Origin of the sequence: Pseudomonas berkeleyensis (assembly GCF_014109765.1) — a bacterium.
Taxonomy (GTDB): Bacteria; Pseudomonadota; Gammaproteobacteria; order Pseudomonadales; family Pseudomonadaceae; genus Aquipseudomonas; species Aquipseudomonas berkeleyensis.
On sequence record NZ_CP059139.1, the window covers coordinates 3,452,626 to 3,475,963 of the forward strand.

Annotated in this window: 24 protein-coding genes and 1 tRNA gene; 7 read left to right on the top strand and 18 right to left on the bottom strand. The window is 55.0% G+C overall.

Annotated features, from left to right (window positions below; genetic code table 11):
* Positions 1-97: 97 nt before the first annotated feature.
* The 3 genes from HS968_RS16000 to HS968_RS16010 all read right to left on the bottom strand — a co-directional run bounded on the left by HS968_RS16000 (position 98) and on the right by HS968_RS16010 (position 4,140).
* Positions 98-2,239: an NERD domain-containing protein gene (locus HS968_RS16000; RefSeq protein WP_182367115.1), complete on the bottom strand. Its 2,142-nt coding sequence runs from the start codon at positions 2,237-2,239 to the stop codon at positions 98-100.
* Between the two features lie 129 nt (positions 2,240-2,368).
* Positions 2,369-3,475: a helix-turn-helix domain-containing protein gene (locus tag HS968_RS16005; protein WP_182367117.1), complete on the bottom strand. Its 1,107-nt coding sequence runs from the start codon at positions 3,473-3,475 to the stop codon at positions 2,369-2,371.
* Positions 3,472-4,140, bottom strand: a complete 669-nt coding sequence (locus HS968_RS16010; protein ID WP_124187498.1) for a hypothetical protein — start codon at positions 4,138-4,140, stop codon at positions 3,472-3,474. The genes HS968_RS16005 and HS968_RS16010 overlap by 4 nt, the downstream gene beginning before the upstream one ends.
* Before the next feature lie 352 nt (positions 4,141-4,492).
* On the opposite strand from HS968_RS16010, the gene HS968_RS16015 reads away from it, so the two are divergent.
* The 6 genes from HS968_RS16015 to radC all read left to right on the top strand — a co-directional run bounded on the left by HS968_RS16015 (position 4,493) and on the right by radC (position 9,209).
* A complete protein-coding gene (locus tag HS968_RS16015) occupies positions 4,493-4,822 on the top strand; it encodes a hypothetical protein (protein WP_061242412.1) in 330 nt (109 codons plus the stop codon).
* A 102-nt stretch (positions 4,823-4,924) separates the two neighbouring features.
* Positions 4,925-5,893 (top strand): DUF932 domain-containing protein, encoded by a 969-nt coding sequence (locus HS968_RS16020; protein ID WP_182367119.1) that lies wholly within the window; start codon positions 4,925-4,927, stop codon positions 5,891-5,893.
* Positions 5,894-5,998: 105 nt separating this feature from the next.
* Positions 5,999-6,619, top strand: a complete 621-nt coding sequence (locus HS968_RS16025) for a hypothetical protein (RefSeq protein WP_182367121.1) — start codon at positions 5,999-6,001, stop codon at positions 6,617-6,619.
* 82 nt (positions 6,620-6,701) lie between these two features.
* Complete coding sequence (locus tag HS968_RS16030) at positions 6,702-7,706, top strand: YqaJ viral recombinase family nuclease (RefSeq protein ID WP_182367123.1); 1,005 nt, start codon at positions 6,702-6,704, stop codon at positions 7,704-7,706.
* Positions 7,707-7,795: 89 nt separating this feature from the next.
* Positions 7,796-8,701 carry a recombination directionality factor gene (locus HS968_RS16035; protein ID WP_182367125.1) on the top strand — a complete coding sequence of 302 codons (906 nt, stop codon included), beginning with the start codon at positions 7,796-7,798 and terminating at the stop codon, positions 8,699-8,701.
* Between the two features lie 10 nt (positions 8,702-8,711).
* Positions 8,712-9,209, top strand: a complete 498-nt coding sequence (gene radC / locus HS968_RS16040) for a RadC family protein (protein WP_182367127.1) — start codon at positions 8,712-8,714, stop codon at positions 9,207-9,209.
* Positions 9,210-9,532: 323 nt separating this feature from the next.
* Here the strand turns inward: radC and HS968_RS16045 are convergent, their stop codons facing one another.
* The 4 genes from HS968_RS16045 to HS968_RS16060 all read right to left on the bottom strand — a co-directional run bounded on the left by HS968_RS16045 (position 9,533) and on the right by HS968_RS16060 (position 12,723).
* The gene (locus HS968_RS16045) at positions 9,533-9,880 is read right to left on the bottom strand and encodes a helix-turn-helix domain-containing protein (RefSeq protein ID WP_061242395.1); all 348 of its coding nucleotides are present in this window, start codon (positions 9,878-9,880) and stop codon (positions 9,533-9,535) included.
* A gap of 536 nt (positions 9,881-10,416) precedes the next feature.
* Complete coding sequence (locus HS968_RS16050; protein WP_061242393.1) at positions 10,417-10,644, bottom strand: helix-turn-helix transcriptional regulator; 228 nt, start codon at positions 10,642-10,644, stop codon at positions 10,417-10,419.
* Between the two features lie 35 nt (positions 10,645-10,679).
* On the bottom strand, positions 10,680-11,357 hold the full coding sequence (locus HS968_RS16055; protein WP_182367129.1) for an inovirus Gp2 family protein: 678 nt from the start codon (positions 11,355-11,357) through the stop codon (positions 10,680-10,682).
* Positions 11,358-11,574: 217 nt separating this feature from the next.
* Positions 11,575-12,723, bottom strand: coding sequence for a hypothetical protein (locus tag HS968_RS16060; protein ID WP_182367131.1), 1,149 nt, complete (start codon positions 12,721-12,723; stop codon positions 11,575-11,577).
* A 222-nt stretch (positions 12,724-12,945) separates the two neighbouring features.
* On the opposite strand from HS968_RS16060, the gene HS968_RS16065 reads away from it, so the two are divergent.
* Positions 12,946-13,611, top strand: a complete 666-nt coding sequence (locus HS968_RS16065) for a hypothetical protein (protein ID WP_182367133.1) — start codon at positions 12,946-12,948, stop codon at positions 13,609-13,611.
* A gap of 119 nt (positions 13,612-13,730) precedes the next feature.
* On the opposite strand, the gene HS968_RS16070 is transcribed toward HS968_RS16065, so the two are convergent.
* The 11 genes from HS968_RS16070 to rpmI form a co-directional block, all read right to left on the bottom strand.
* Entirely contained in the window at positions 13,731-14,312 is a 582-nt protein-coding gene (locus HS968_RS16070) for a dTMP kinase (protein ID WP_182367134.1), read from the bottom strand.
* Between the two features lies 1 nt (position 14,313).
* Entirely contained in the window at positions 14,314-15,540 is a 1,227-nt protein-coding gene (locus tag HS968_RS16075; RefSeq protein WP_182367136.1) for a B12-binding domain-containing radical SAM protein, read from the bottom strand.
* Positions 15,537-15,776, bottom strand: a complete 240-nt coding sequence (locus HS968_RS16080; protein WP_182367138.1) for a phosphoribosylglycinamide formyltransferase — start codon at positions 15,774-15,776, stop codon at positions 15,537-15,539. Before HS968_RS16080 ends, HS968_RS16075 begins: the two co-directional genes overlap by 4 nt.
* Positions 15,777-15,873: 97 nt before the next feature.
* Positions 15,874-18,078 carry an ankyrin repeat domain-containing protein gene (locus HS968_RS16085; RefSeq protein WP_182367140.1) on the bottom strand — a complete coding sequence of 735 codons (2,205 nt, stop codon included), beginning with the start codon at positions 18,076-18,078 and terminating at the stop codon, positions 15,874-15,876.
* Positions 18,079-18,395: 317 nt separating this feature from the next.
* Positions 18,396-18,472: transfer RNA gene (locus HS968_RS16090), tRNA-Pro, on the bottom strand.
* A gap of 75 nt (positions 18,473-18,547) precedes the next feature.
* Positions 18,548-18,904, bottom strand: coding sequence for a MerR family transcriptional regulator (locus HS968_RS16095; protein WP_013716019.1), 357 nt, complete (start codon positions 18,902-18,904; stop codon positions 18,548-18,550).
* Positions 18,885-19,187: an integration host factor subunit alpha gene (gene ihfA / locus HS968_RS16100; RefSeq protein ID WP_003243414.1), complete on the bottom strand. Its 303-nt coding sequence runs from the start codon at positions 19,185-19,187 to the stop codon at positions 18,885-18,887. The genes HS968_RS16095 and ihfA overlap by 20 nt, the downstream gene beginning before the upstream one ends.
* 3 nt (positions 19,188-19,190) lie before the next feature.
* Complete coding sequence (gene pheT, locus HS968_RS16105) at positions 19,191-21,569, bottom strand: phenylalanine--tRNA ligase subunit beta (protein WP_182367142.1); 2,379 nt, start codon at positions 21,567-21,569, stop codon at positions 19,191-19,193.
* Between the two features lie 45 nt (positions 21,570-21,614).
* Complete coding sequence (gene pheS / locus HS968_RS16110) at positions 21,615-22,631, bottom strand: phenylalanine--tRNA ligase subunit alpha (RefSeq protein ID WP_104730333.1); 1,017 nt, start codon at positions 22,629-22,631, stop codon at positions 21,615-21,617.
* Positions 22,632-22,727: 96 nt separating this feature from the next.
* Complete coding sequence (gene rplT, locus HS968_RS16115) at positions 22,728-23,084, bottom strand: 50S ribosomal protein L20 (protein ID WP_003243409.1); 357 nt, start codon at positions 23,082-23,084, stop codon at positions 22,728-22,730.
* A gap of 29 nt (positions 23,085-23,113) precedes the next feature.
* A complete protein-coding gene (gene rpmI, locus HS968_RS16120) occupies positions 23,114-23,308 on the bottom strand; it encodes a 50S ribosomal protein L35 (RefSeq protein ID WP_003461222.1) in 195 nt (64 codons plus the stop codon).
* Positions 23,309-23,338 lie beyond the last annotated feature (30 nt).

Here is a 23,338-nt window from a genome sequence, read left to right on the forward strand (position 1 = left end):
CTGCGCTGGATTGATGAGCAGGTCATGCTCAGGCCAATGCTGCCGTCAGTGCCTAGGACAAGTCCGGTTGCCAAGGCCTACGCCAGGTAGACGCCGCTTAAAGTAAGCCCCGCCAAACCTCGCTGCGCTCGATCACTCGGATAAACGCCTGAGCGCTGAATCCGTCCGGATAAAGTGTGGCGATCGCCTCCTCTTCCTCCGCGTCCTGATCGAAAGCCCTCAGGTAATGCTGCTCATCACGTAGCGCGACTTCCAGGACTTCTCGGGATACAACCAGAGCGCCATCAACAACCTCCCCATCCAGCTCAATCGAGGTGTCTACAACCCAGGTGTGCAAGGCCGGCGACGGATCGGAAATCGCCAGCCCCAGCGCGTCACGCAAGTCAGAGTCCGCCAGCAATGCTGGGAGCACCGCTGGGCTTTTACGCTTCAGCTGCCTGGCAGCCTTGCGTAACGTATTCGTGCGGTGGAGCCAGACTTCGTGACCGTTGGAACGGATAAAACCTGACTTGACCTCGAGCAATAGCAACACGCCTTCGAGGCACGCCAGCACATCAATCTCTCCTACATCGCCCTCATCCATGCGAGGCGGCTGGTAGCCCACCACCACCCGAAAACCTCGCTGCCGAAGAGACGCAGCCAGTTCGTGTTCGACACGTTCTGTTTCGGAGCGAAGCTCAGGTCTGCGCGGATCTACGCGACGCAAATTGTTTACCGCGGCCGTGAGGCTGTTCTGTCTTCCCGCAACCCAAGGAAACTGAAAGCTGAAGCGGCCGATTTTGTAGAACGGCCGCTCGTATAGCCTTGGCGTCGGTTGATTAGGCGCTTGCTTGATCTGCTCGGACAGCGCCTGAAGATCACTGGTCCAAAACTGCAGAATGGCTTTGGCGGCCTCAGGATCCCCCATGGGATGCTCATCACTGACCGTCCACGCACGGATCCGCGCCACTTTCTCCGGCAACTCCGACCAGGTTATGGGAAAGCGATTCTCTCCCTGCAGCAGCCCCTCAAAAGCCAAACGCCCCAGTGCCGCTATGGGATCACCGGAGTCAGCCAGGTATCGCCGATAAGGTTGCAGATAGGCCTGCTCGAAAAAGGCATTAGTCAGCTCACTGGCAAGCATGGCGTGATGCAGCGTGACCTCTGCCCCATTGTTGAGCCTGATACTTTCGCCGAGCCCAAAAACTACCTGCAGATAGAGCTGGCTGCGAATCGCTTTGATGTACGCGAGCTGGTTGGCCTCATGGTTTTCAGCACTACCGATGATCTGTCCAGCCAGCTCAGAAGCCGCAAAGACATCGACCGCGCGGCACATCCAGTAGCACCATAGCAGCTGGCTTTTTCGCTCAGTACGCTGCCAGCACAGGGTACCCTCGTCTGTTTTGTTGAAAATGACTGACTGCCCAGGCTGGAGCTGGTAATCGCACTCACTGTCGAAACAAAACCAATCGATGGAGCGCTCATAGTCAATGAGCTCCCGCATTGCATCGATCATCGCGCCGACTGCTTCTAGGTTTACAGCGCACTCCGCGCCTTCCCCAGGCTGCGGAAACAACATGGGCGACAGATGCTGCCTCAACGAACGGCCGAGCACATCGGTAGAAAGCCGAAAATCAGACTCGCCACAAGACTTCAGCTTACGCAGGATGATCCGCTCGTAAGCAAGCCAATCAATGCCTGCTGGATCGTCACCAGCATCCCCGAGACGGGCATAGGCCAATACGCTGAGATAGGAAAGCAGCTCCAAAAGCGTCAGAGACTGCAGCTGTCGCTCTGCACTATTGATCGCGGCTTCAAAGGGTTCCAGCTGCAGCAGCAGACGCTCGCAAACTCCGAAGAACGTCTGCCACTGCTCGCTAGTGCAGTTTTCTTTAAGGTGAATCCAGAGAGGCGAATCCCTACGGGTGAAAAGCTTGGAGTAGCGAATGGCCCAGCGCAGCTGATCAGGGTGATGAACTGCCAGGTGATCCAACAGCTCAGTACTGATCACGTCGTCAAAATGCAGTACACGCGCAAGCGCCAGACTGGCCAGAGCAGCTCCATCTACATTTGCGGGCTGCCACCAGAAATCGACGCCAGCCAGCCCAGAAGCACGATGCCTCTGGGTGTACTTTCCGCTTGGTCGTTGATCGAGGAAGTCATGCAGGCACTCATCAAGCGCAGCGCCGGGTGCCAGGTTGCGCGTATACCCGGCGAACTGCGCCTGGTAGTAGTCCTTGCACCGCAAGCTAGGAAGCACCAACGCTCACCCCTGGCATAACACTAAGAGCCACCGACCAAGCGTGGGATCTGTAAGCCTATCGTTCAAACGCAATACGGTTAGCCCTTCAATTCGGTTCTACCCCGTTACCTCAGTGGCGTCGAACTCTCACTTGACCAACCGTAGCCCTGCTCCACTGCGAACCTCCAAAGTTCTGGCATCTCCAGTACCAGGGACAGCTACAGGTGCCATACCAAACAAGATCGGCGTCAGATCTGCAGATGAAACACTCAACTCTGATGCAATAGCGCTGAGCGATTTGCCTTGGTCTCTGGCGAGACCCAATACTTTCTGCAGCACTTGCGATGTTTCTCGGGGAGAGGGATCAGGCTCCTTAGTTCTTGCACCCATGCTGGCAAGCTCAACACAGAAGCTTCGATAAACCCACTCAGTCAAAATCCCGACTTTTCCCAAGCGGTAGGCAAGAGCCATAGCGGAGACGTTCCAGATCTTCTTCATCTCGACGACATCCACCACGGACCTACATTTCCACCCCTGAGCCAAAATGGTCTGCTTGGGCATCAAGAACGCCGAAGCAAAGGCGTTTGCTTCGTTCTCAATCTCTTTACCCTTGTTCTCGCCATGCCTGTGCAGAACCAAGTGTCCCAGCTCATGAGCAGCGTCGAATCGGCTGGCTTCTGCCGATTTCTGCGTATTCAGAAATACAAAAGGCGTTACGCCTCGACGCCAGCAAGAGAACGCGTTGACCTGACTCGTTTCTTCGGCCAGGGAAAAAACACGTACACCTTTCGACTCAAGAAGGTGAACCATGTTCTTTATAGACAGTAGTCCCAGCCCCCACTCCGCACGCACAGTCTCCGCAGCGGCTTCGGGATCCATGCCAGAACAGTCTGGAACAAACGCTTCTGGCAGATGAAACTTGCTGTCAATCCAGTCGCTGAGCATATAGGCAATACCGCCCGCAGCGAGCGCTGCATCTCTCTGTCCTGCAGTCATACGAGAGAACGAACGGAAACTGGCGTTCTCATCAGTAGGGGCGTCGACATCGACACCGCTGAAAAAGGACAGCGGAAAACTAAGAGCCTGGGCAATGCTGCTCAGGCTCTCGTGCGACGGAATCAAATCACCGCTCTCGTACAAAGATATCGTTTTGCCACTTAAAGATGTGGCGTCTGCTAGCGACTTCTTTGTCCATCCACGGCGTTGGCGGGCGAGCACTAATCGGGCCGGATTGAAATCGCTGGTCTCGGTCATGATCTCGGTGTAACTGGAATGTCAATATCGGGAGCTGTATCAGATCCGTGGTTGTCTTCTGGTGCATCCAGAACGAGCGCCGGCATGATAAAGCGCGGATTCCAGTCGTCAACCTTTCCGTTTTCGCCGATGTTGATCGGGCGCGAGAGTTCGTAGTGAACCGTGCGATTCTCAAGATCAACATAGAACAGAAGGATCCAGAGCGTCTGCTCACTTTGTTGATCGTCGATGAAAATCTGCCGACTGCGTCGCTCTACAGGAAAAAGATCGGCCTGCCGGGCGTTGTAGGACACGCTTTTAGTCGTGCGGTTGCCACGCTTGTTCCGAGTCTGCGGATTTTTGACATACGGGTTACCTGTATTGTGGTCACCGCAGGCAACCGTTACAGCATGCTTACCGTCGGGAGAAACTACGCGTGGCTGATTACTTGGATCAGCAGGTTTCCACGCCTTGGGCAGCATCTGTTGTCTAAACGCTTCCGTGCCGAAAATCCAAGCCAAGGTGCCATCTGAACCCTTGGGCTGCAGCGGGCCAGACAACGATGCAGACCGAAAGCACTGTAGCGCCGTAGCTTTGAGATCCGCAGCGGTTATGCCCAGCAGTTGCTCAACAGCCTGTTCGGGAGGAAGGTCAGCGATGCGATGAAACGGGTTGCTCGGCGCCATGGGGAAGTCTCTCTTTTCGGGTTCCTTTTTTTATACATCATTTGATGTTAAAAAAGAAGAATCCTGGATCTATTCTTTCTTACCTTGTCCACCCAGAGTCCATGGATAATCCCGAGCTGAGAACATCTCCCAACCGGCGATCCCGCACAGCGCGCTGGACTACCGCTCACCTCGAAAACTCCCACTTCTGATGCGACTCCGGTACGGCAGGATAGGCTCCTGCCCTAGCGCAGTAGTGGTGTCACGACCAGCATCACCGACCAGATATAACTGAATTTCAGACCTGGATCATTTAAGGGAAGACGGGTGCGTATTGCCCTCTTCAGCCCTTCCCTTATCAGGAGTCTGAACGATGTCGATTAATTGCCCTTCCTGTAACTCTGCTCGCGTCACAGCACGCAACCATGCCCGCAAAATCGGTGGTGCAGCCGGTGCTGTAGGCGGAGCAGCAACCGGCGCGGCGAGCGCTGCCGCCGGAGCCCAAAGTGGTGCTGCTCTGGGCGCGGTCGCCGGCCCCATCGGAGCGGCCTTGGGCGGCCTGGCTGGTGCGATCCTGGGTGGCTTGGCTGGCGGCGCAGTTGGCAGCCTCGCCGGTGCACGCATGGGTGAAGAAATCGATGCCCACGTACTCGATAACTTCGAGTGCCATGCCTGCGGCCACATCTTTTCCCTCGACCAGTAGCCCTCCTACAAGGCGCGCCACGCGCCTTCATTCACTTCCATTCCCACCGACTCGGCATTCGACTGCCGGGCGATAGCCAGTTCCTCTGGCAAGGAGATCTTTATGGCTCACCTCATCGAGCAAATGGCCTACGTCGGAGCCACCCCTTGGCACGGCCTGGGTAATCAACTTACGCAGAAGCAGCCCCTTGAAGTCTGGCAGCGCGAAGCCGGTATGGACTGGCAGATCCTGGAAAGCCCTGTTCATTTCAAGTCAGACGCGATTGGCCATCTCGGCACGATCCACTCGTTCCCCGAGCAGAAGGTATTGTTCCGTTCGGATACCAAAGCTCCTTTGTCGGTGGTCTCCCAGCGCTACCACACCGTGCAACCGAGCGAAGTGCTGGAGTTCTACAGGGACCTGACCGAGGTCTCCGGCTACGAGCTGGAAACCGCAGGCGTACTCAAAGGCGGGCGCAAGTTCTGGGCGCTGGCGCGTACCGGGCAAGGCGCTGCACTCAAGGGTAACGACCAGGTCAACGGTTACCTACTGCTGGCCACTTCCTGCGACGGAACCCTGGCTACCACCGCAACGCCAACCACAGTGCGCGTGGTCTGCAATAACACACTGACCATCGCCTTGGACGGCACCAGCCGAGCGATCAAGGTGCCGCATAACACCCGCTTCGATCCAACGGTAGTGAAGAAGCAACTCGGTATTGCCGTCTCGCAATGGGACGACTTCATGTACCGCATGCGCGCGCTGGCCGAGCGTAAGGTGCAATGGCATGAGGCACTGGGCTTCTTCATGAACGTCATGTGCGAGACCAGCCCGACCGGTGCGCTTCCGGAACAACTGCCCAACGAGCGCGCCCTGCGCAAGGTACAGGAACTGTATGAAGGTCGTGGTCGTGGCAGCCAGCTGGACTCGGCACGCGGCACCGCCTGGGGCCTGCTCAATGCCGTCACCGAGTACGTCGACCACGAGCGCCGTGCACGCAGCAACGAGTACCGCATGGACTCGGCCTGGTTCGGTCAGGGTGCGCAAATCAAGCAACGCGCGCTGGATTCTGCGTTGAGGTTGGCAGCCTAACCCCTGCCCTGAAGCCTACCCAGCCCAAGCGGGCTGGGTAGGCTGTTCGACCTCGGACAGAAGTTCGTCAATAATCACACACCACCATCTAGAAGGATCTTCACGTTGAAACAGATAGCTATCGTTGCGTTACTCGCACTCGCCATCAGCGGATGCGACAAACCCAAAGAAGAAACCGCACAGACAAATCAACCTCCGGCAATGTGCGCCAAGGATACGGATTGCAAAGGCGACCGCATCTGCGAAAGCGGACAGTGCATGTCCCCTACATCGCAGCCTACCGCAGCTACAAAACCTGAGTTACTTGCACCAGCTGCCCCCAGCATTGCCTACGAGGCGCTGCTGATTTCAGACGATGCAGCAGGCCCCTTCAGCATCGCCTACATGGATCTCGGCACTGCACTCAACTACCAATCCAGAGCAGGGGCGGTCAACCTCATGGAGTCGGTTGTGCAAGACCCCGAATCCACCGGCTACGTCAAAATCGAAAAAGCCTATGCCTTTGGTCCGGACAAATTCGTTCTGGTTGTCTCAACCGGCGAAAACGGCAACTCCTGCCCGGCAACCACATACGTCCTTAGCTACGACACCAAGAGCGAAATTGTCGATGGCAAAACGAGCATTGATGGCTGCTCTGAAACCGTCGAAGCCTTTGCTGAAAACAACAAGCTAAGCGTTAAGAAAGAAGGGGCAACAACCGTCGTCTACAACGGCAAAGTCATCTAGAGACACCCACCTCTTACCCTCTAAAACCACGCCCGGTCAGCTTCGCGCTGACCGGGCTTTTTTATGTCTGTGAGGTATGCACATGAAAGCCACTTCATTGAACGGCAACACTCGCAAGCCCCGCCCTGCTCTGCGCCTGGTGAGTACCAAGGAGCTGCCTCGCGAGGACTGGCTAGCGATTCGCAAACAAGGCATTGGCAGCTCCGATGCTGCCGCTGCAGTAGGTCTGAACCCGTACAAATCGCAGTTGGAGCTGTGGCTGGAAAAGACCGGCCGCGACAGCAAACTACCGAAGACCGATCCCCACGATGAGGAAAGCCCGATGTACTGGGGTAACGTCCTGGAACCCATCGTGGCCTGGCACTACAGCAAGCGCACGAAGCACAAGGTACGGCGGATCAACGCCGTGCTGCAGCATCCCAATCCGGAGCTGCCCTGGATGCTGGCCAACATTGATCGAGAGGTGATCGGCACGGACGAGGTGCAAATCCTCGAATGTAAGACCGCCGGCATAAATGGAGCACGCCTCTGGAAAGAGGGCGTGCCGGAGTATGTACAGCTACAGGTGATGCACCAACTCGCCGTGACTGGCAAGCAAGCTGCTGATGTGGCTGTGCTGCTGGGTGGCCAGACGCTGGAGATCCATCGCATCGAGCGGGACGAGCAGATGATCGCTCGCCTGATCGAGTTGGAGCGCCAATTCTGGCATTACGTGGAAAGCGACACGCCACCTCCAGCCGATGGTACGGCCTCCGCTGAAGCTGCCCTGCGCTGCCTCTACCCAGAGGACAGTGGACAGACCGTCGACCTCAGCCAGCATGCCGGCCTGACCGCGGCCTATATCGAGTTGAAAGCCGTTCGGCAGTCGATTGCTGATAAGGAAAAGCGCGAAGCCGAACTCAAGCAGATGCTGCAGCAGGCCATTGGCGACGCCAGCCGGGCGGAGTTCTCCAATGGCTATGTCAGTTGGCGCAAGGCCAAGGACAGCGTAGGGCTCGATGTCGCCCAACTGCTCAAGGACAAGCCATACCTGCAGGCCAAGTACCCGCTATTGAAAACCGGAGCACGGCGCTTTCTCGTCGGTTGACTCCCTCACCCTCTCACGCCCTTCCCCCTTGGCCGGTCCATGCAGTTCGCACTGCGTGGCTGGCCTTTTTTATTTCCAGGAGAACCACCATGCTCAAAGGTCTGGCTATCACCCCGCCGGTACTCGGGCGGTTTTCCATCGGCAAGGTCATCGAGAAGAACGGCAAGCGTCTGCCGGAAAAGGATGATCAGTTCACCATTACCTCTCAGGTGCAGGGCAAGGATGGCTGGCTCCTGCACCCACTGAATGACGAACTGCGCCAAAGCGATGGCGACAAGCTACGCAGCATCCCCATACGCCTGTTGTTCAACGAACCAGAGTTAAATTTCCGCGCCGACTACACCCTGTTCGATCGGCAGTCTGGGCGTCCGTTGTGTGTCGGCAACGGTGATACCTGCAGGCGCGTCACGCAGGACGGCATGCAATCTCTACCCTGCCCTTCCCCAGATGCCTGCTCCTTGGCCAAGGGCGGAGCGTGCAAGCCCTATGGCCGACTCAACGTGGTGATTGGGGACGAGGATCCGCTGGGCAGCTTCGTCTTCCGTACCACCGGCTTCAATAGCATCCGCACCATCGCCGCTCGGCTGCATTACTTCCAGGCCATCTCGGGCAATCGCCTGGCCTGCCTGCCACTGGAACTGCGCCTGCGTGGCAAGTCCACTCGCCAGAGCCACGGCACACCGATCTTTTACGTCGACCTGACAGTACGCCACAGCACGGACATGACCCTAACGCTGCAGGCCACCCATGAGCTCGATGCACAACGACAAGCAACTGGCTTCGATCAGGCTGCGCTGGATGACGCCGCGCGTCGAGGCTTTGCCAATGGCGCCTTCGAAGACAGTGAGGAAGACGCGGGCGCCATTGTTGAGGAGTTCTACCCCACCGACAGCGGCAGCCCTGCCAGCACCTGCCAAGCCGCACCGAGAACCAGCCTGAGCGAGAAATTGGAATCAAAGGCTCAACGGCTCAGCGCCCCCTCTCCTCAGAACTAAGGACACCATCATGAAACTGCACAAACTGAAGGCCAGTGAGCCAAGCGGAACCTACCTGGTTGAATCGCCAATCACTGAAGCTGACATCCTGCTAATGGCTAGGCAACTCGCCAATCAACGCCTTCGTCGGGGGCGGGCACTGACCTCTCCACGGGAGGTTTTTATCCATTTGCAAGCACTGCTCGCCGATTACGAACACGAGGTCTTTGCTCTGCTTTTGCTCGACAGCAAGAACCGGGTGATCACGTTTCACGAAATGTTCCGAGGCACCCTGGACGGCGCAAGCGTTTACCCGAGAGAGGTGGTCAAGATGGCACTGGCGCACAACGCGGCAGCGATCATCCTGGTCCACAACCATCCTTCAGGTGATCCCGAGCCAAGCCATGCGGACCGCAACCTGACGCACAGGCTGCAGGAAGCGTTGAACGTGGTTGGCGTACGAACGCTCGATCATGTCGTGGTAGGCAAAGAAGGCTGTGTATCTCTAGCCGAGTCTGGCTACTTGTGAGGAGACCATCATGAAATGCTTGATATGCAGCTCCTCGGTAGTTCTGACCCTAGATGCTGCAAGTGCCATTGCACGCACTCTTGGAATCGCGGAAAGCTTCATCAGGGGCACTCAGCGAGCTACCGTCAGCGCCAGCCCAGCAGCCCCTCAGCCACTGGCGCAAGTGCTTAATATGATCACTGACGGAACATCAGCGGTCTCGTCCGAATGGGAGGGTATCAACACCTGGATTCAGGACATGCAGAAGTATCAGTTCATGGGGCACACGTGTCTTTGCTTGCGCTGCGGAGCATTGTTCGATGCCCCCCAATCCAGCGCTTAGCTCAACTACGCGCCAGCCTTTCAACCAAACGCTCTACAACCTCCATCACCAGTTGCCTGTCGTCTCCACCCAGGGAGGAAAGCAAAGCATGGAGACGACGCGCCTGATCCTCTGGACGGTCACTCGCTTCTGTCAGGAGTTCAGCTGTTTCGCAGCCGAAGACACCAGCCAACTCCACCAGTCGCTCGATGTTGGGCATGACCACGCCGCGCTCAATCCGCGACACCGCTTCGCTGCCTATCCCCAGTCGCTCGGCAACCTGCTCCTGGCTGAGTCCGGATTGCAGGCGCTGCCGAGCAATCGCCCGTCCCACTACATCAGCCAGCCTTTTCGATTCGGTCTTTGACATCACACCCTCCAGTCATCCCAGATGGTCGTGTCACAACCTGTTGACATGAAGGACCCATAAAGTCGAGACTCAACCTTAAGGGTTGCCATTCATCTCAAATGGCTTGCTCGTTGGAAAAACCCGCCCAGTACCGCCCCCCTTTCGTCACAGAAAGTGCCAGATGTTTACCTCACTTGCTGAGGCGAAATGCTCAATCATGCAGATGAAAAAACATCGGCATAATTAAAAAATGGAGTGTAACTAATGCTGATAGTCATACTTTGGATCACCCTGGCCATAGTGCTCGGGTTTACCGCCAAAGCAAACGGAAGGTCATTCTGGATCTGGTTCATTCTCGGGATGATAATTGACCCAATACTGGCTTGGATTGTTTATGTAATTGTCGTAAAGAGCCAATAGCACTTGAAAGCTTCTGAAATCCCTCAGCTCTCCTGAGGGATTTTTTTTGCGTCAGACCGCATAGCTTCGAGGCCAAGCTGTAGAGACTCTTCAATTACGACGGCCGTTTGGCAATCTGTCCATTGGTCAAATGGTATCTAGCCAGCCAACCTCAGCCGATCTGGCCGCCCTGCAGCACTCTTTGCCAAATTGCGCTCTTGGATTTTAGCAACAACCCAGTCCTGCACCTCATCTTCTACCCAGCCGACACATCGCTCCCCCAAGGAGACTGGTTTCGGAAAGGCCTCTTCCGCGATGTACTTGTAGACGGTCGAGCGAGCCAGCCCCGTTACCTGCATTACTTCTTTCAGTCGAATCAGTCTCATGATTGAAACTCCATTGGTTTGTCCCATGAGATGGCTCATTCCTGTGTAACTTGAATGCGGCGTAATTGACTCATGCCGAAGTTCCGCTCTCCATCGCCGTACCGTTTAGTCTGCAACTTGGCGAAATAACTGAGACGGTAGAAGACACCATAGAGCTGTAGACTTGATCGCGGCCCACGGCGCATCAGCGCAGAAGTAGGGCACTCCGGAAAGTGAACACCCGTCCGTGCTTGCCTCCAGTCGATACTCAGCGCGACACCCCACGCCTTACAGATACGCCCAGACAACATCTCGTCGTAGTCCCGATCCCCATCACCCAAGCGCCCGTAATTTCCTAGCGAAAAATAGGCGTCATGATTGAGCAATATGGCCAAATGAAAATGTGGTTGGTCAGCTTCGTTCCATTCACGCACCCAGACGTAACGCACCATTGGGTCATAAGCTCGCTTACCAGCAGATTGTTTAACCCCTTGAGCGTGCTTAAGCTGGGCCTTTATAGACTCGATGAAACGTGTAATCGCGTTTTCTGAAATGCTGCAACTCTTTGGGCTGTGTAGGTCAACACGTATGACAGTCCATCTAGGGTGCTCAGCTAAGCACCACATAAGCAAATGATGGATACGATTCAGGTAGTGTAAGTGCAATTGGTCATGCTCCATCTGGATTGGCAGGCCTAGCCATTCGATGGAGTTTTTTGGAGGTGTCTTGAACATGAGACGTGTCCCTGTGATTAGTCTCACAAGAACCGACTTATCTGTAGAGCGTTAATTTGCTCATACGTCACTACTAAATATTAACTAACCAACGTTGCCCATCATACGCCTGACCGCCATAACAGAGCAGGCATAAGCCTGACGTATAAAACAGACAAATAAAGTCTAAGTTTTCACTCTGAAGTTATCAACACCACTCAACCCAGCAAACCAACAGTCACTCCCTTAAAGCGGAGTGACTTGAGTATATCGAATTAACCTGTAACCTTACCATCCCCGGGCGCCCAACCGGATAGCAACTCACCCCAAGAAGTGACTCCTCCCTAAAAATACCTTTCGTGGAAAACAGCTGCAAAACCTCGCCTTGCAATTGAATCGCCACCCGTTCTAAAAGCACTTCAATCAAACTAGAATCTTTTAAACCGCCCTCACTCGGTATAACAGAGTCTATGTCATCCATTTGAAAAAACTCTCTTAGCACACCCCCAATAACTCTTTTCAGCTCCCCCTCTACTTCAGCTATCTCACTCGAGAGCGCAACACATAGACAGATAAAGAGATAGCGCCTAAACGCAGCATCATCTAGCCTCAGCAATTGTAAGTCAGCATAACGATGTTTAGCACTACTCATATTAAATCCACACACTCTCCTCAACTCATCGAAACCTGAGCCACCATTCCCGGCAAACCAGCCTAAAACCCCTGGAATATCCATTATTGAAACATGCTCAACAGAAAAATCTTTAATTGTTGATGGACCCAGTAAAAAATAAACATTCTCCTTAGATAAAATCTTACCTTTCGGAAAATCCGTATTTACACAAGAAATGAAGCCTTCATCATCCAACATTGAAAGCAATCGTCGCACGGTAGACTCATGAAGGCCAACATCTTCAGCCAGAGTAACAGCGCTTACACGTATCAGCACCGACGCCCCCACTAATGTTGAAGGTCGGCCCTTCGTCTCCCCTGATGCAACCCACAGCTGTGCCAGCAGACATCGTTCTGTAACCGACAACTGACTAAACACTCCTGACTCTGAACTCAGAATCTTTAGACAGACCGTCTCACTTAGAGCCAATCCCTTCGGCGCCTTAAATTTTATGTTCAATCGGTAAGTTTCTACCGGACGCCCAAGCGTCTTCTTCTTACCTTTAGTAAAGGCCCTATGGCTCACCAAGGCTTTAAGGCCTTGGCTCACTCCGGTCTTGCTATATCCGACCGCCTCAGCAAGCTTAGCCACCCCGCCGTCCCACACCTCTCCATCGGCAACCAGTCCTCTTTCAAGCATGAGGTAGGCAAGGTAACGCGCCTTGGGTTCCACTCCTCTTAAGGCCGAAAAAACCTGATAAAGCCTAGCGTTCATGCTGCTCTCCTGCAGAAAATCGGATCAATTTAGACAGTACTTTATCCTGGATTTAACATCTATAAAAAGCTTGAACTATACCCCAATTAATATCAGGATAAACGCTGCCTAAAAATCACTTGTGATTTCACTTGTGACCTATAATTCTCAAGTGAAACGTTCAATAGAAAAAATTAATTAAAAAAATAAATAGAATAGATTTATGAAATTAAGGAGATGCAAATGCTTGAGGAAACAGAACGCTTAGCCTGGATCGACAGCCAACGAAAAAAGAGAGGCGAGCTAATGGAGTGGCTGCTACGTGATTATAAAATGCAACTTCATCTAGACGAAATTGACTCAGTTGCTAAAGAGATCAAAAAGGAAAAAAACAATAGAACCTCTTTTACAAACCTCAACCTAGATATAAAAAAGAAATCTTTAAAAGAAAAAGAGAAGGCTGCCTGGATTGCGATAGAATTTGAAATTAAAATCTTAACCAACAAAGAGTTCAGCAAATTAAAAAGTCGATGGTCTTCCTATTTAAATAGAAAGCACTCAAAAAGCATCGGATGCAGCATCTCTCATGATTCTCACGAAAAACTAATGGAGTTAAAGGGAAAGCACAAGCTGAAAGACACCATTGAAGTTATGATATCCCTTATCCACTGCAGACAAACTGAAATCATCTCAACAAATATAATAAAGCCAAAAACAACACCTCTTCTGGATCACTTCAAAACATTAGAAAGGGTCGAAATCAAACCCCAACCAAACGCAAGTGACATTTTTCTATCCGCACAAAACGACACTGGCTTATTACAGGGGATAATATCCAAACAAGCCGCTAGCATTGAGATGCTTTTAAAGCAAATTGATACCCTCAAGCGAAATCGACAAAACACGTGACAAAAGTCAGCCACATCAACAAAACTTCCGAGTGAGACCGCGTCAACAAGATCTAGCGTAGCACTGCAATATTCGTATCGATTGAGCAAGCTCTTTTCGCAGGGTGGCAATTGCAGGGGCTATTCAGGTCTGTCAGATAAGCAGAACGGCAGTTGCCTAATTCTTTGTTCCAACTCGACGGACAAAGCTTCCGCAGTAAAGGAAGTAACATCAACGGAAATGTCTGCATGCGACCTTAGCTCTTCAAGCACGCACTCACGAAAGCCTGGATCAAGTGTTTCCATGTCTTCTGCGGTTGCGCCGCGAGCGCTTAGTCGTCGTTGTCGCTCAGGCTCGTCGAGCACAAGCAGGATAGTGATATCTGGCTGGGGCAGGCTCTTGCTCAGCGCCCCCAGATCAGCCGATACACCACGAGCTTTTGCGTAGGCCAGTGTCGAGGCCCAGTAGCGATCCATAAACACCCACTCGCCACGTTCAACCAGGCTGCGTGCATGCCTCCCTTCGCTGGAAACGCTGGCCGCATAGAACAGCGCCTTGGCAAGTTCATCATGGGCAAATGCCTCCAGAATAGCTGGGCGGCCACTACGCAATGCGGGTCCAGGGGTACTCATTGCGTGGCCCGAAAAACGCTCGGCCAGTCTGTTCATAATCGTAGATTTTCCCACGCCGTCGAGGCCCTCAATAGCAACAAACCCAGCCATTTCAGTTCTCCTCCAGCAGCTTGGCGATACGAGCCATTTCGGTATATTCCGTTTCAGAGAAACTATTGCTGGCGACTACAATGGGAATAGCCTGGTCATCGCTTTCCTTGAATCCATAGAGCTGTTTCTGCTCGTATAGTGGTGTCCCCCTGAGCAACATCAGTGGCCAGGCCCTTATCCGAGGCACCCGCCGCTGCACACACCAATCAACACTGCTACGGAAGCTGTCTAATGTTTGATTGGGCAAGCCGTAAATCAGTGAAACCTCAAAGTCTATTTGCCGTTCATGTAACTGACGGATTCGGCTGCAGATGATATCCAGACGGTTGGGCCTTTTGATCGCCCGGTACTCGGCCTCTACGGTGGTCTGCAGACCGAACTCCAGGGTGACATTGAGTCCCTCAAGCGCATCCAGAAATTCCGGGGTACAGGTCTCGAAGCGGCATTGCAGAGAAAGGTGCGCAGTTACACCCGCCGCTTTAGCGCTGTTTAGGATCTGAATGGCTCGCTTGGCATCATTGTGAAAAATCGGATCCAGCACCGAGATGCGCTTTACCTTCGCAGCAGCAAACATCGCGAGCTCTTTCTCCAGCCGATGGCCATCAAACCATTGGTGCTTGAGGCGTATGCCTGGCTCGCGGTGCTGGCAGAACGAGCACCTGAACGGGCAGCCGCGCTGAGTCTCCCAACGAATACTGCTCTGTAAATCAGCTGTTTCCAGCAGGTACGGTGAGGGTAAGGTCAACAGATCGTGATCTGCTTTGCGGCCCAGATCGGTGGTGCCGGCGATATGGATGCCACAGTCATCGGGTGTGGTACCGCTGGCCAGTGCAACCATGGCCATCTCGCCCTGGCCACGAACGAAATACCTTACTAGCGGATATTTGCTTTCCAATTGGCCCTTGGCCATATAGGAAATTTGCGGTCCGCCAAGGACAACCTCTGCCCCAGTGTCCTGAATCGAATGAGCCAGGACGCGAACCTCTGCGTCGTTCCAGACAAAGGTACCGAAGCCAACCAGGCAGCCAGGGCCGGCCTGTCTAATGGCCTGCAGCAAACGGGCCTGCACCTGTGCCAGTGAGAAGGAAGTGCTGTTCACTTGTGCGTCGACAATCTGAAATGACGCACCGGCTGCGCGCAAAGCCGCAGCGATAGAAGCGATCCCTAATCCGGTTTTACCGTCCTGCGGCCGACGCCAATCCAATGAAACCAAGATTACCGGCCTCATGGCGTCAACTCCTGGCTGGCGTGCCGGTATCGCTCAGCGTGGCCACGTAAGCGTTGCCTTACATCACGGCGGAAGTTCTGGAATGCGCGGCAATCTCCGGGCGTGCTAGGCACAATAACCATGCCGCAGCCATTGGGCGGAAAGAGCTTATAGTGCCGGCCTTTTGCATAGCTCCAGCCAAGTTGAAGCAGGTCCAATACGAGTTTGTTGATGTCCTTGTTCTTACTGAAGTACATGGTGGTTCCTCTGGTGCGTGGCTTTGTGCGCACGATGCAGCAGAGGTGACTTTCGAAGCCCGACAGCCAGCCGAAAGAAAAATCAAAAAATGTATCGTCAGTTTGTGGCGTGCTCAGGCAGCAGCGTCAGCAAGTACTCGATCACCCTTTGCCGCTTGTAACTGACTGCGACCCAAAGCGCATTCCTCTCATCACCGGGGCGGTCCTCGTCCAGTGAAAGCCAAGGGTTTCCACCAGCCGCGATCATGGCTTTGAGTACATCAAGATCACCCAACTGCGCTGCGAACAATGTAGGCGTCCAGAGGTGGCGATGGCCGTTAAAGTCTGGGTAGCGTCGATTTGGATCTGCTTTCTTGTCCAATAATGTCATGACCACCTCACGACGCTCATCGGTGGTCCGGCTGTAATGCTGCTTTACAGCCTCGAAAATGAGCTTCTTTTGCGGGTCAACGAGCATCGCATGCACATCAAGGCGTTGAGCCGGTAGCTCACAATCCAGAATGGCACCGTTCTTGGCATCGAAAGAATCGGCCGGAACGCGCCCTTCCAGGTAGGCTCTCAACTGCGCAGGATCATTTACATGGACACTGTCATGAAGCAGTGCCATGGCATAAACCAGAGCGCTTGGGGAGTTGAAGCAAGGCAGCTCCATATCAGCGCCAAGCGATATGAGTCGCCCAACAACTTTTGCATCAGCCATATTCATGGCGATCTGTAATGGCGTCTCCCGCTTGCTGGAAGCTGACCGGTTTGCAGTTTCTGGAGCGATATCCAAGCTCAGCAGATACTGCAGAATTTCGGGATCTTTTCGGTCATGTCCTCGACGCAGCGCCATGATCAGGGCGTTTTCGCCTGATTCCGGGATGAAAACATTTGGATCCCCGCCTGCCAGAGCAAGCTCTTTGACATCTTCAAGCGTCCCCATCAGGACTGCATCCATCAACGGCGTATAGCGGACGCGTCCATCGGACTGGGCGCGCTTTCGGTTTGGGTTTGCCAGATCCTTGGGTGATAGGACAAACGGACCAACTACATAACGCATGGCCGGCGGGATTCGCTGCGTAGCCTTTTGTGGCGCAAACAGTCGCTCAAACTCAAAGGAGATTAGGCGCATTGCCTGTTCATCCAGCTCTCGCTTGGGTGGGTTGTTCAAACCCAGCAAAAAACATTTGTCCCAGTAGTGGTTTGCCTGAACCTGATCACCCACGCCAACGGCGTAGCACAAAGCTTCATGGATAAGCGGATGCTGGTGTGACCCAGCCCGCCACCAAGCCGCATGGCATGCGCTTGCGTAGAGCTTTAGCGCATTGTCCTTCTCGCCAAGATTTGCGGCCAACCTTGCCGAGAACCAGCGCCAAAGATACTCATGGGCCGTATAGACCTCAGGTGAGGTGCGCTCACAGAGCGAGCGAAGCCAGTCAAGGCGATCACGGATGGCCTTGTGGTTTTCCACTGCATTGGCAAACAGACGTTGGATGGCGTTGAGTACAGGAGCAATCTGGTCACGTATAGGCAGGCTATGCCAGTCTGCTGCCTCACGCTTCAGTAAGACAATGAACTGCTCCTCTGTCCTTAGAGGCAGCTGGCCTTGCATAAAAAAGTCGCGTTTGACTGTGTCGCGCAGATCGGCGGGCAATGACTGTATTGCGACCACCATGATCAGCCAACCGGATAGTCGCTCTATCTGCTGGCGGGGCAATTGGCACTCGCCGACGAGTGCCATAACCGTATCGCGGTACGGCCACAGGCTTTTACCGATAGCGTTACCCTGCTGCCAGCGTTCTAGAGTGCGCTCGTCCAGATCCGCGTGATTGGCAAGCCGCGCCAACAATTGTTGTGCAGAAAGTGAGCTTATTTGCTGTGCAGCGATAAGCCAGGAGGCAAAGGGGGAATCCCACCACTGCCGCATATCCGGTAACGGTAATTCCTGATGTATGCGGCGAACAAAGCCCGAGATCTCAGGGATTACCAACATCCTAAAGATGGCAGACCGTGCGCGATCCTGAATCATCCCGGTGGTATCTACCTTTCGCGCCAGTGAGCGCAGCAGTTTGCCGTACCTGATCCAGGCCGACTCGATCAGATTGCTCCAGTCCGCCCCAGCATCATCCCGAATGGCCCGTAGCCATTGAGCTTGGCAGTTCTCCAATAAGTTGAAGTTACCAGCCGGACGTTCTTCGAGGGCTAGATGATCGATATCCCGACCCAATCCTTTGCTTTCCAGAAAGGGGCGGTAACCAGTAGCTGTTAGCAATGCCCTAAAGAGATTGCTGGGGGTAGGCAAAACCACCAAATCATTCATTTCGCATCCTTGCAGCACCTTGTTTACGAAGCCCAGCGCCCAAAATGTACACAATAGATGCTACCGGAGACCTGACCAAATGAGTGCCTGGAGCTGCTGACACTATCAGCTGATCTCTATAATTTTGGCCGTTAGCCGCCAGCGCTCTAAACCAAACTCATCTCCTACAGTAGGAGAGCTAAGGTCCTTTACGCCTTCCCGCCGCGCCATTCTTCAGCGGTGGCACAAAAAGTGGCACAAAAATCCAAGGCATCGCAAAATCACTAGGCATAAAAAAATCCAGTCACCGCTAAGTGACTGGATTTTTTAGGGTTTTTTGGTCGGGACGGAGTGATTCGAACACTCGACCCCTTGCACCCCATGCAAGTGCGCTACCGGGCTGCGCTACGCCCCGACAATGCTTACGGGTGACCGAAAGCGGGAGGAACTATACATTAAGCTTTTGAAATAAGGCAACTTTTTCTTAAGCTTACTTCTTCAGCACGTGCAAAACATCCTCGAGTTCAGCAATCATCTGCTTGATCAGTTGGCGATACTGGGTAGTGTCGTCTTTGGCTTCATCACCAGAGAGGCGCTGACGCGCGCCACCGATGGTGAAGCCCTGATCATAGAGCAGCGCACGAATCTGTCGGATCATCAGCACATCCTGACGCTGGTAGTAGCGACGGTTGCCCCGCCGCTTTACCGGATTCAGCTGTGGGAATTCCTGTTCCCAGTAACGTAGAACGTGGGGCTTGACCGCGCAGAGTTCGCTCACCTCACCAATGGTGAAGTAGCGCTTGCCGGGAATTGCCGGTAGTTCGTCGTTATGACTTGGTTCCAGCATAGGCCTCGACCCTGGCTTTCAATTTTTGCCCTGGACGAAAAGTGACCACACGGCGAGCCGTGATTGGAATCTCTTCCCCTGTTTTCGGATTACGGCCGGGTCGCTGGCGCTTGTCGCGCAAGTCGAAGTTGCCGAACCCGGACAGCTTGACCTGTTCGTTCAGCTCAAGAGCCTGGCGGATCTCTTCAAAAAACAGCTCCACCAGTTCCTTGGCTTCTCGTTTGTTCAGGCCGAGCTCTTCATACAGACGTTCCGCCATTTCAGCTTTCGTCAGAGCCCCCATACGCTACTTCCTTAACGTGGCGTTGAACCTTTGTTCGAGGCAGGTGAGGATATTTTGCGTAGTAGTACTCACCTCATCATCATTAAGAGTGCGCGATGGATGTTGCCAGGTCAAGCCAACGGCAAGGCTTTTTCTAAGCGGATCAATACCTTTACCGTGATAGACGTCAAATAGCTTGAGGTCCGTCAGCCATTCCCCCGCCGTTTCACGGATTGCCGCCAGCACAGCCTCGGCCGGCTGCTCGCGATCAACCAGCAGTGCCAGGTCACGGCGCACTTCGGGAAAACGCGAGAGCTCGCTGAAAGCGGGCATACGACCAGCAGCGACTTCCGCCAACACCAACTCGAAGAGAAACACCGGCTGATCCAGCCCCAGGGTCTTGGTCAGTTCCGGATGCAGAGCACCGATGAAGCCGACCAGGCGCCCTTCCCGCTCGATGCGAGCGGTCTGGCCCGGGTGCAAAGCAGGATGCTCGCTCGGCACGAAGCTGAACGCATCGGCCGCACCGGCATAACCCAGCAGCGCCTCGACATCAGCCTTGAGGTCATAGAAGTCAACGCTCTCACGGCTGTTGGCCCAGGCTTCGGGCAGACGGCTACCGGTGATCACACCAGCGAGCATGGCTTCCTGCTGCAGGCCGTCCAATTGACCAACGAAGCGCAGGCCGCTCTCGAACAGGCGCACACGTGACTGCTGACGGTTGAGGTTATGCTGCAACGCCTTGACCAGACCCGGCCACAGCGAGGAACGCATGGCAGCCATGTCGGTGGAGATTGGATTGGCCAGTTGCAGCGGCTCGACACCTGGAGTGAACAGCTCAAAGAGCTTGGGATCGATGAAGCTATAGGTGATCGCTTCTTGGTAACCACGGGCGACCAACAGGCGACGCAGAGCAGGCAGCTCAGCACGCGCCTCGGATTTGGCCTGTGGCGCCAGACGGGCCTGCGGGTAGCGCACCGGCAGACGGTTGTAGCCGTACAGTCGCCCCAATTCTTCGATCAGATCCACTTCCAGGCTGATATCGAAGCGATGACTCGGCACCTTGACCAGCCACTGACCTGCGCCTTGAGCACTTACATCCAGGCCTAGCGCGGAGAGGAGACGCTCGACCTCAGCGCCGTCCATATCCATACCCAGCATCTGGCTGATGCGCTCGGCACGCAGAGTGATCGGCGCCACGTTCGGCAGATCGGCTGCACTGCTGACCTCGATGATCGGGCCGGCTTCGCCGCCGACGATCTCCAACAGCAACGCAGTAGCGCGCTCCATCGCTTTGCGTGCCAGTTGCGAGTCCACACCGCGCTCGAAGCGGTGCGAGGCATCGGTGTGCAAACCATAGGAGCGGGCCTTGCCGGCAACAGCGATATTGTCGAAGAAGGCGCTCTCCAGGAACAGGTCGCGAGTCTTCTCGCTCACACCACTGTGCTCGCCACCCATCACCCCCGCGATGGCCAGAGCACGGCTGTGATCAGCAATGACCAGTGTGTCGGCTCGCAGGCTGACTTCCTGACCGTCGAGCAGCACCAGCTTCTCGCCCTCTTCCGCCGTACGCACGCGGACGCCGCCATTGATCTCGGCGAGGTCGAAGGCATGCATTGGCTGACCCAGTTCGAGCATCACGTAGTTGGTGATGTCCACCGCCGCATCGATGCTGCGGATGTCGGAACGTCGCAAGCGCTCGACCATCCATAGCGGAGTCGGACGAGACAGATCGACGTTACGCACAACACGACCGAGGTAACGCGGGCAAGCCTTGGGTGCCAGCACCTCGACCGGGCGCACTTCATCATGACTAGGCGCAACGGCATCGATAGCAACTGACGAAACTACAGCGCTGTACATGGCACCGACTTCGCGGGCCAGACCGGCGAGCGACAGGCAGTCACCACGGTTAGGGGTCAGGCCGATCTCGATGCTGGCGTCATCAAGTTGCAGGTAAGCGCGAATGTCGCTGCCCACTGGCGCATCGGCCGCCAGCTCCATCAGGCCACTGTTGTCTTCGCTGATCTGCAGCTCGGAGGCCGAGCACAGCATGCCCTGGGATTCCACGCCACGCAGCTTGGCCTTCTTGATCTTGAAATCGCCCGGCAGCTCGGCACCGATCATGGCAAACGGAATCTTGATGCCGACACGGGCATTGGGCGCACCGCAAACGACCTGGAGGGTCTCGGCACCATTGCTCACCTGGCACACGCGCAGCTTGTCGGCGTCCGGATGTTGCTCGGCACTGACAATCTCACCGACCACCACGCCACTGAAGGCGCCGGCAACCGGCTGCACTGCATCAACCTCGAGGCCGACCATGGACAGGCGCGCGACCAGATCCTCGCGAGATACGTCGGGGTTCACCCAGCTGCGCAGCCACTGTTCACTGAATTTCATGTTGTCTGTTCTCCTTAAACGAATTCGATCACGAGGGGGCTGTTGCTAGCGAAATTGCGCCAGGAACCGCAGGTCGTTATCGAAGAACAGGCGCAAGTCATTGACGCCATAACGCAACATGGCCAGGCGTTCGACGCCCATGCCGAAGGCGAAGCCGGAGTATTTTTCCGGATCGATGCCGCTCATGCGCAGCACGTTCGGGTGCACCATGCCGCAGCCCATCACTTCCAGCCAGCCGGTCTGCTTGCACACGCGGCAGCCTTTGCCGCTACACATCACGCACTGCATGTCGACTTCGGCCGACGGCTCGGTGAACGGGAAGAAGGACGGACGGAAGCGCACGCCCAGGGGCTTCTCGAAGAACACCCGCAGGAATTCCTCGATGGTGCCCTTGAGGTCGGCGAAGCTGATGTCCTCGTCGACCAGCAGGCCTTCGACCTGGTGGAACATCGGCGAGTGGGTGATATCGGAGTCGCAACGATAGACACGGCCAGGGCAAACGATGCGGATCGGCGGCTGCTGCGACTCCATGGTACGCACCTGCACCGGTGAGGTGTGGGTGCGCAGCAACATGTTCGCGTTGAAATAGAAGGTATCGTGCATCGCCCGCGCCGGGTGGTGGCCGGGGATGTTGAGCGCTTCGAAGTTGTGGTAGTCGTCTTCGACTTCCGGGCCCTCGGCGACACTGTAACCAATATGAGTGAAGAATTGCTCGACACGCTCCAGCGTGCGGGTAACCGGGTGCAGACCACCAGAGGCCTGGCCACGGCCCGGCAGAGTCACATCGATGCGCTCGGAGGCCAGCTTCTCGGCGAGCAGGGCCTGCTCAAGCACGGATTTGCGGGCATTCAGTGCGTCTTGCACCTGGTTCTTGGCAGTGTTGATCAGGGCGCCAGCTTGCGGACGCTCTTCGGCCGACAGCTTGCCCAGAGTCTGCATCAGGGCGGTCAGTTCGCCTTTCTTGCCAAGGTACTGAACCCGGAGCTGTTCCAGGGCATTGACATCTTCGCTTTGTTGCACGGCCTCAAGCGCTTGGGAGACCAATGCATCCAGATTTTCCATTTACAGACTCCAGATACGAAATAGGGGAAGAGCTGTTAAGGCTCTTCCCCTATCTTTGACGTTGCCACCGGGCGAACCCGGTGATTGTCGGGGGACTTAAGCCAGAACGGCCTTAGCTTTCTCGACAATCGCAGCAAACGCCGCTTTTTCGTTCACTGCCAGATCAGCCAGAACCTTACGGTCGATTTCGATCGACGCTTTCTTCAGGCCAGCGATCAGACGGCTGTAGGACAGACCGTTGACGCGAGCACCGGCGTTGATACGAGCGATCCACAGTGCACGGAACTGACGCTTGCGCTGACGACGGTCACGGTAGGCGTATTGGCCTGCCTTGATCACCGCCTGCTTGGCGACGCGGAACACGCGCGAACGCGCACCGTAGTAGCCCTTGGCGAGCTTCAGGATTTTTTTGTGACGAGCACGAGCGATAACGCCACGCTTAACACGAGCCATGAGTAATTACCTCTAAGTATCTTGACCGATTAACGAACGCGCAGCATGCGCTCGACTTTAGCTTTGTCCGACGGGCCGATCAGCGAGCTGCCACGCAGCTGGCGCTTACGCTTGGTGGACATTTTGGTCAGGATGTGGCTCTTGAAAGCGTGCTTGTGCTTGAAGCCTGTAGCAGTCTTCAGGAAGCGCTTTGCAGCACCGCTCTTGGTTTTCATTTTTGGCATGTTTAGTACTCCGCATTCATTAACAACTGA

What these genes read in the sequence shown, in the direction of transcription:
- HS968_RS16005 (WP_182367117.1), bottom strand. Translation starts at nt 3,475, where the DNA reads ATGACCGAGACCAGCGATTTCAATCCGGCCCGATTAGTGCTCGCCCGC.
- HS968_RS16010 (WP_124187498.1), bottom strand. Translation starts at nt 4,140, where the DNA reads ATGGCGCCGAGCAACCCGTTTCATCGCATCGCTGACCTTCCTCCCGAA.
- HS968_RS16015 (WP_061242412.1), top strand. Translation starts at nt 4,493, where the DNA reads ATGTCGATTAATTGCCCTTCCTGTAACTCTGCTCGCGTCACAGCACGC.
- HS968_RS16020 (WP_182367119.1), top strand. Translation starts at nt 4,925, where the DNA reads ATGGCTCACCTCATCGAGCAAATGGCCTACGTCGGAGCCACCCCTTGG.
- HS968_RS16030 (WP_182367123.1), top strand. Translation starts at nt 6,702, where the DNA reads ATGAAAGCCACTTCATTGAACGGCAACACTCGCAAGCCCCGCCCTGCT.
- HS968_RS16035 (WP_182367125.1), top strand. Translation starts at nt 7,796, where the DNA reads ATGCTCAAAGGTCTGGCTATCACCCCGCCGGTACTCGGGCGGTTTTCC.
- radC (WP_182367127.1), top strand. Translation starts at nt 8,712, where the DNA reads ATGAAACTGCACAAACTGAAGGCCAGTGAGCCAAGCGGAACCTACCTG.
- HS968_RS16045 (WP_061242395.1), bottom strand. Translation starts at nt 9,880, where the DNA reads ATGTCAAAGACCGAATCGAAAAGGCTGGCTGATGTAGTGGGACGGGCG.
- HS968_RS16050 (WP_061242393.1), bottom strand. Translation starts at nt 10,644, where the DNA reads ATGAGACTGATTCGACTGAAAGAAGTAATGCAGGTAACGGGGCTGGCT.
- HS968_RS16055 (WP_182367129.1), bottom strand. Translation starts at nt 11,357, where the DNA reads ATGTTCAAGACACCTCCAAAAAACTCCATCGAATGGCTAGGCCTGCCA.
- HS968_RS16060 (WP_182367131.1), bottom strand. Translation starts at nt 12,723, where the DNA reads ATGAACGCTAGGCTTTATCAGGTTTTTTCGGCCTTAAGAGGAGTGGAA.
- HS968_RS16065 (WP_182367133.1), top strand. Translation starts at nt 12,946, where the DNA reads ATGCTTGAGGAAACAGAACGCTTAGCCTGGATCGACAGCCAACGAAAA.
- HS968_RS16070 (WP_182367134.1), bottom strand. Translation starts at nt 14,312, where the DNA reads ATGGCTGGGTTTGTTGCTATTGAGGGCCTCGACGGCGTGGGAAAATCT.
- HS968_RS16075 (WP_182367136.1), bottom strand. Translation starts at nt 15,540, where the DNA reads ATGAGGCCGGTAATCTTGGTTTCATTGGATTGGCGTCGGCCGCAGGAC.
- HS968_RS16080 (WP_182367138.1), bottom strand. Translation starts at nt 15,776, where the DNA reads ATGTACTTCAGTAAGAACAAGGACATCAACAAACTCGTATTGGACCTG.
- HS968_RS16085 (WP_182367140.1), bottom strand. Translation starts at nt 18,078, where the DNA reads ATGAATGATTTGGTGGTTTTGCCTACCCCCAGCAATCTCTTTAGGGCA.
- HS968_RS16095 (WP_013716019.1), bottom strand. Translation starts at nt 18,904, where the DNA reads ATGCTGGAACCAAGTCATAACGACGAACTACCGGCAATTCCCGGCAAG.
- ihfA (WP_003243414.1), bottom strand. Translation starts at nt 19,187, where the DNA reads ATGGGGGCTCTGACGAAAGCTGAAATGGCGGAACGTCTGTATGAAGAG.
- pheT (WP_182367142.1), bottom strand. Translation starts at nt 21,569, where the DNA reads ATGAAATTCAGTGAACAGTGGCTGCGCAGCTGGGTGAACCCCGACGTA.
- pheS (WP_104730333.1), bottom strand. Translation starts at nt 22,631, where the DNA reads ATGGAAAATCTGGATGCATTGGTCTCCCAAGCGCTTGAGGCCGTGCAA.
- rplT (WP_003243409.1), bottom strand. Translation starts at nt 23,084, where the DNA reads ATGGCTCGTGTTAAGCGTGGCGTTATCGCTCGTGCTCGTCACAAAAAA.
- rpmI (WP_003461222.1), bottom strand. Translation starts at nt 23,308, where the DNA reads ATGCCAAAAATGAAAACCAAGAGCGGTGCTGCAAAGCGCTTCCTGAAG.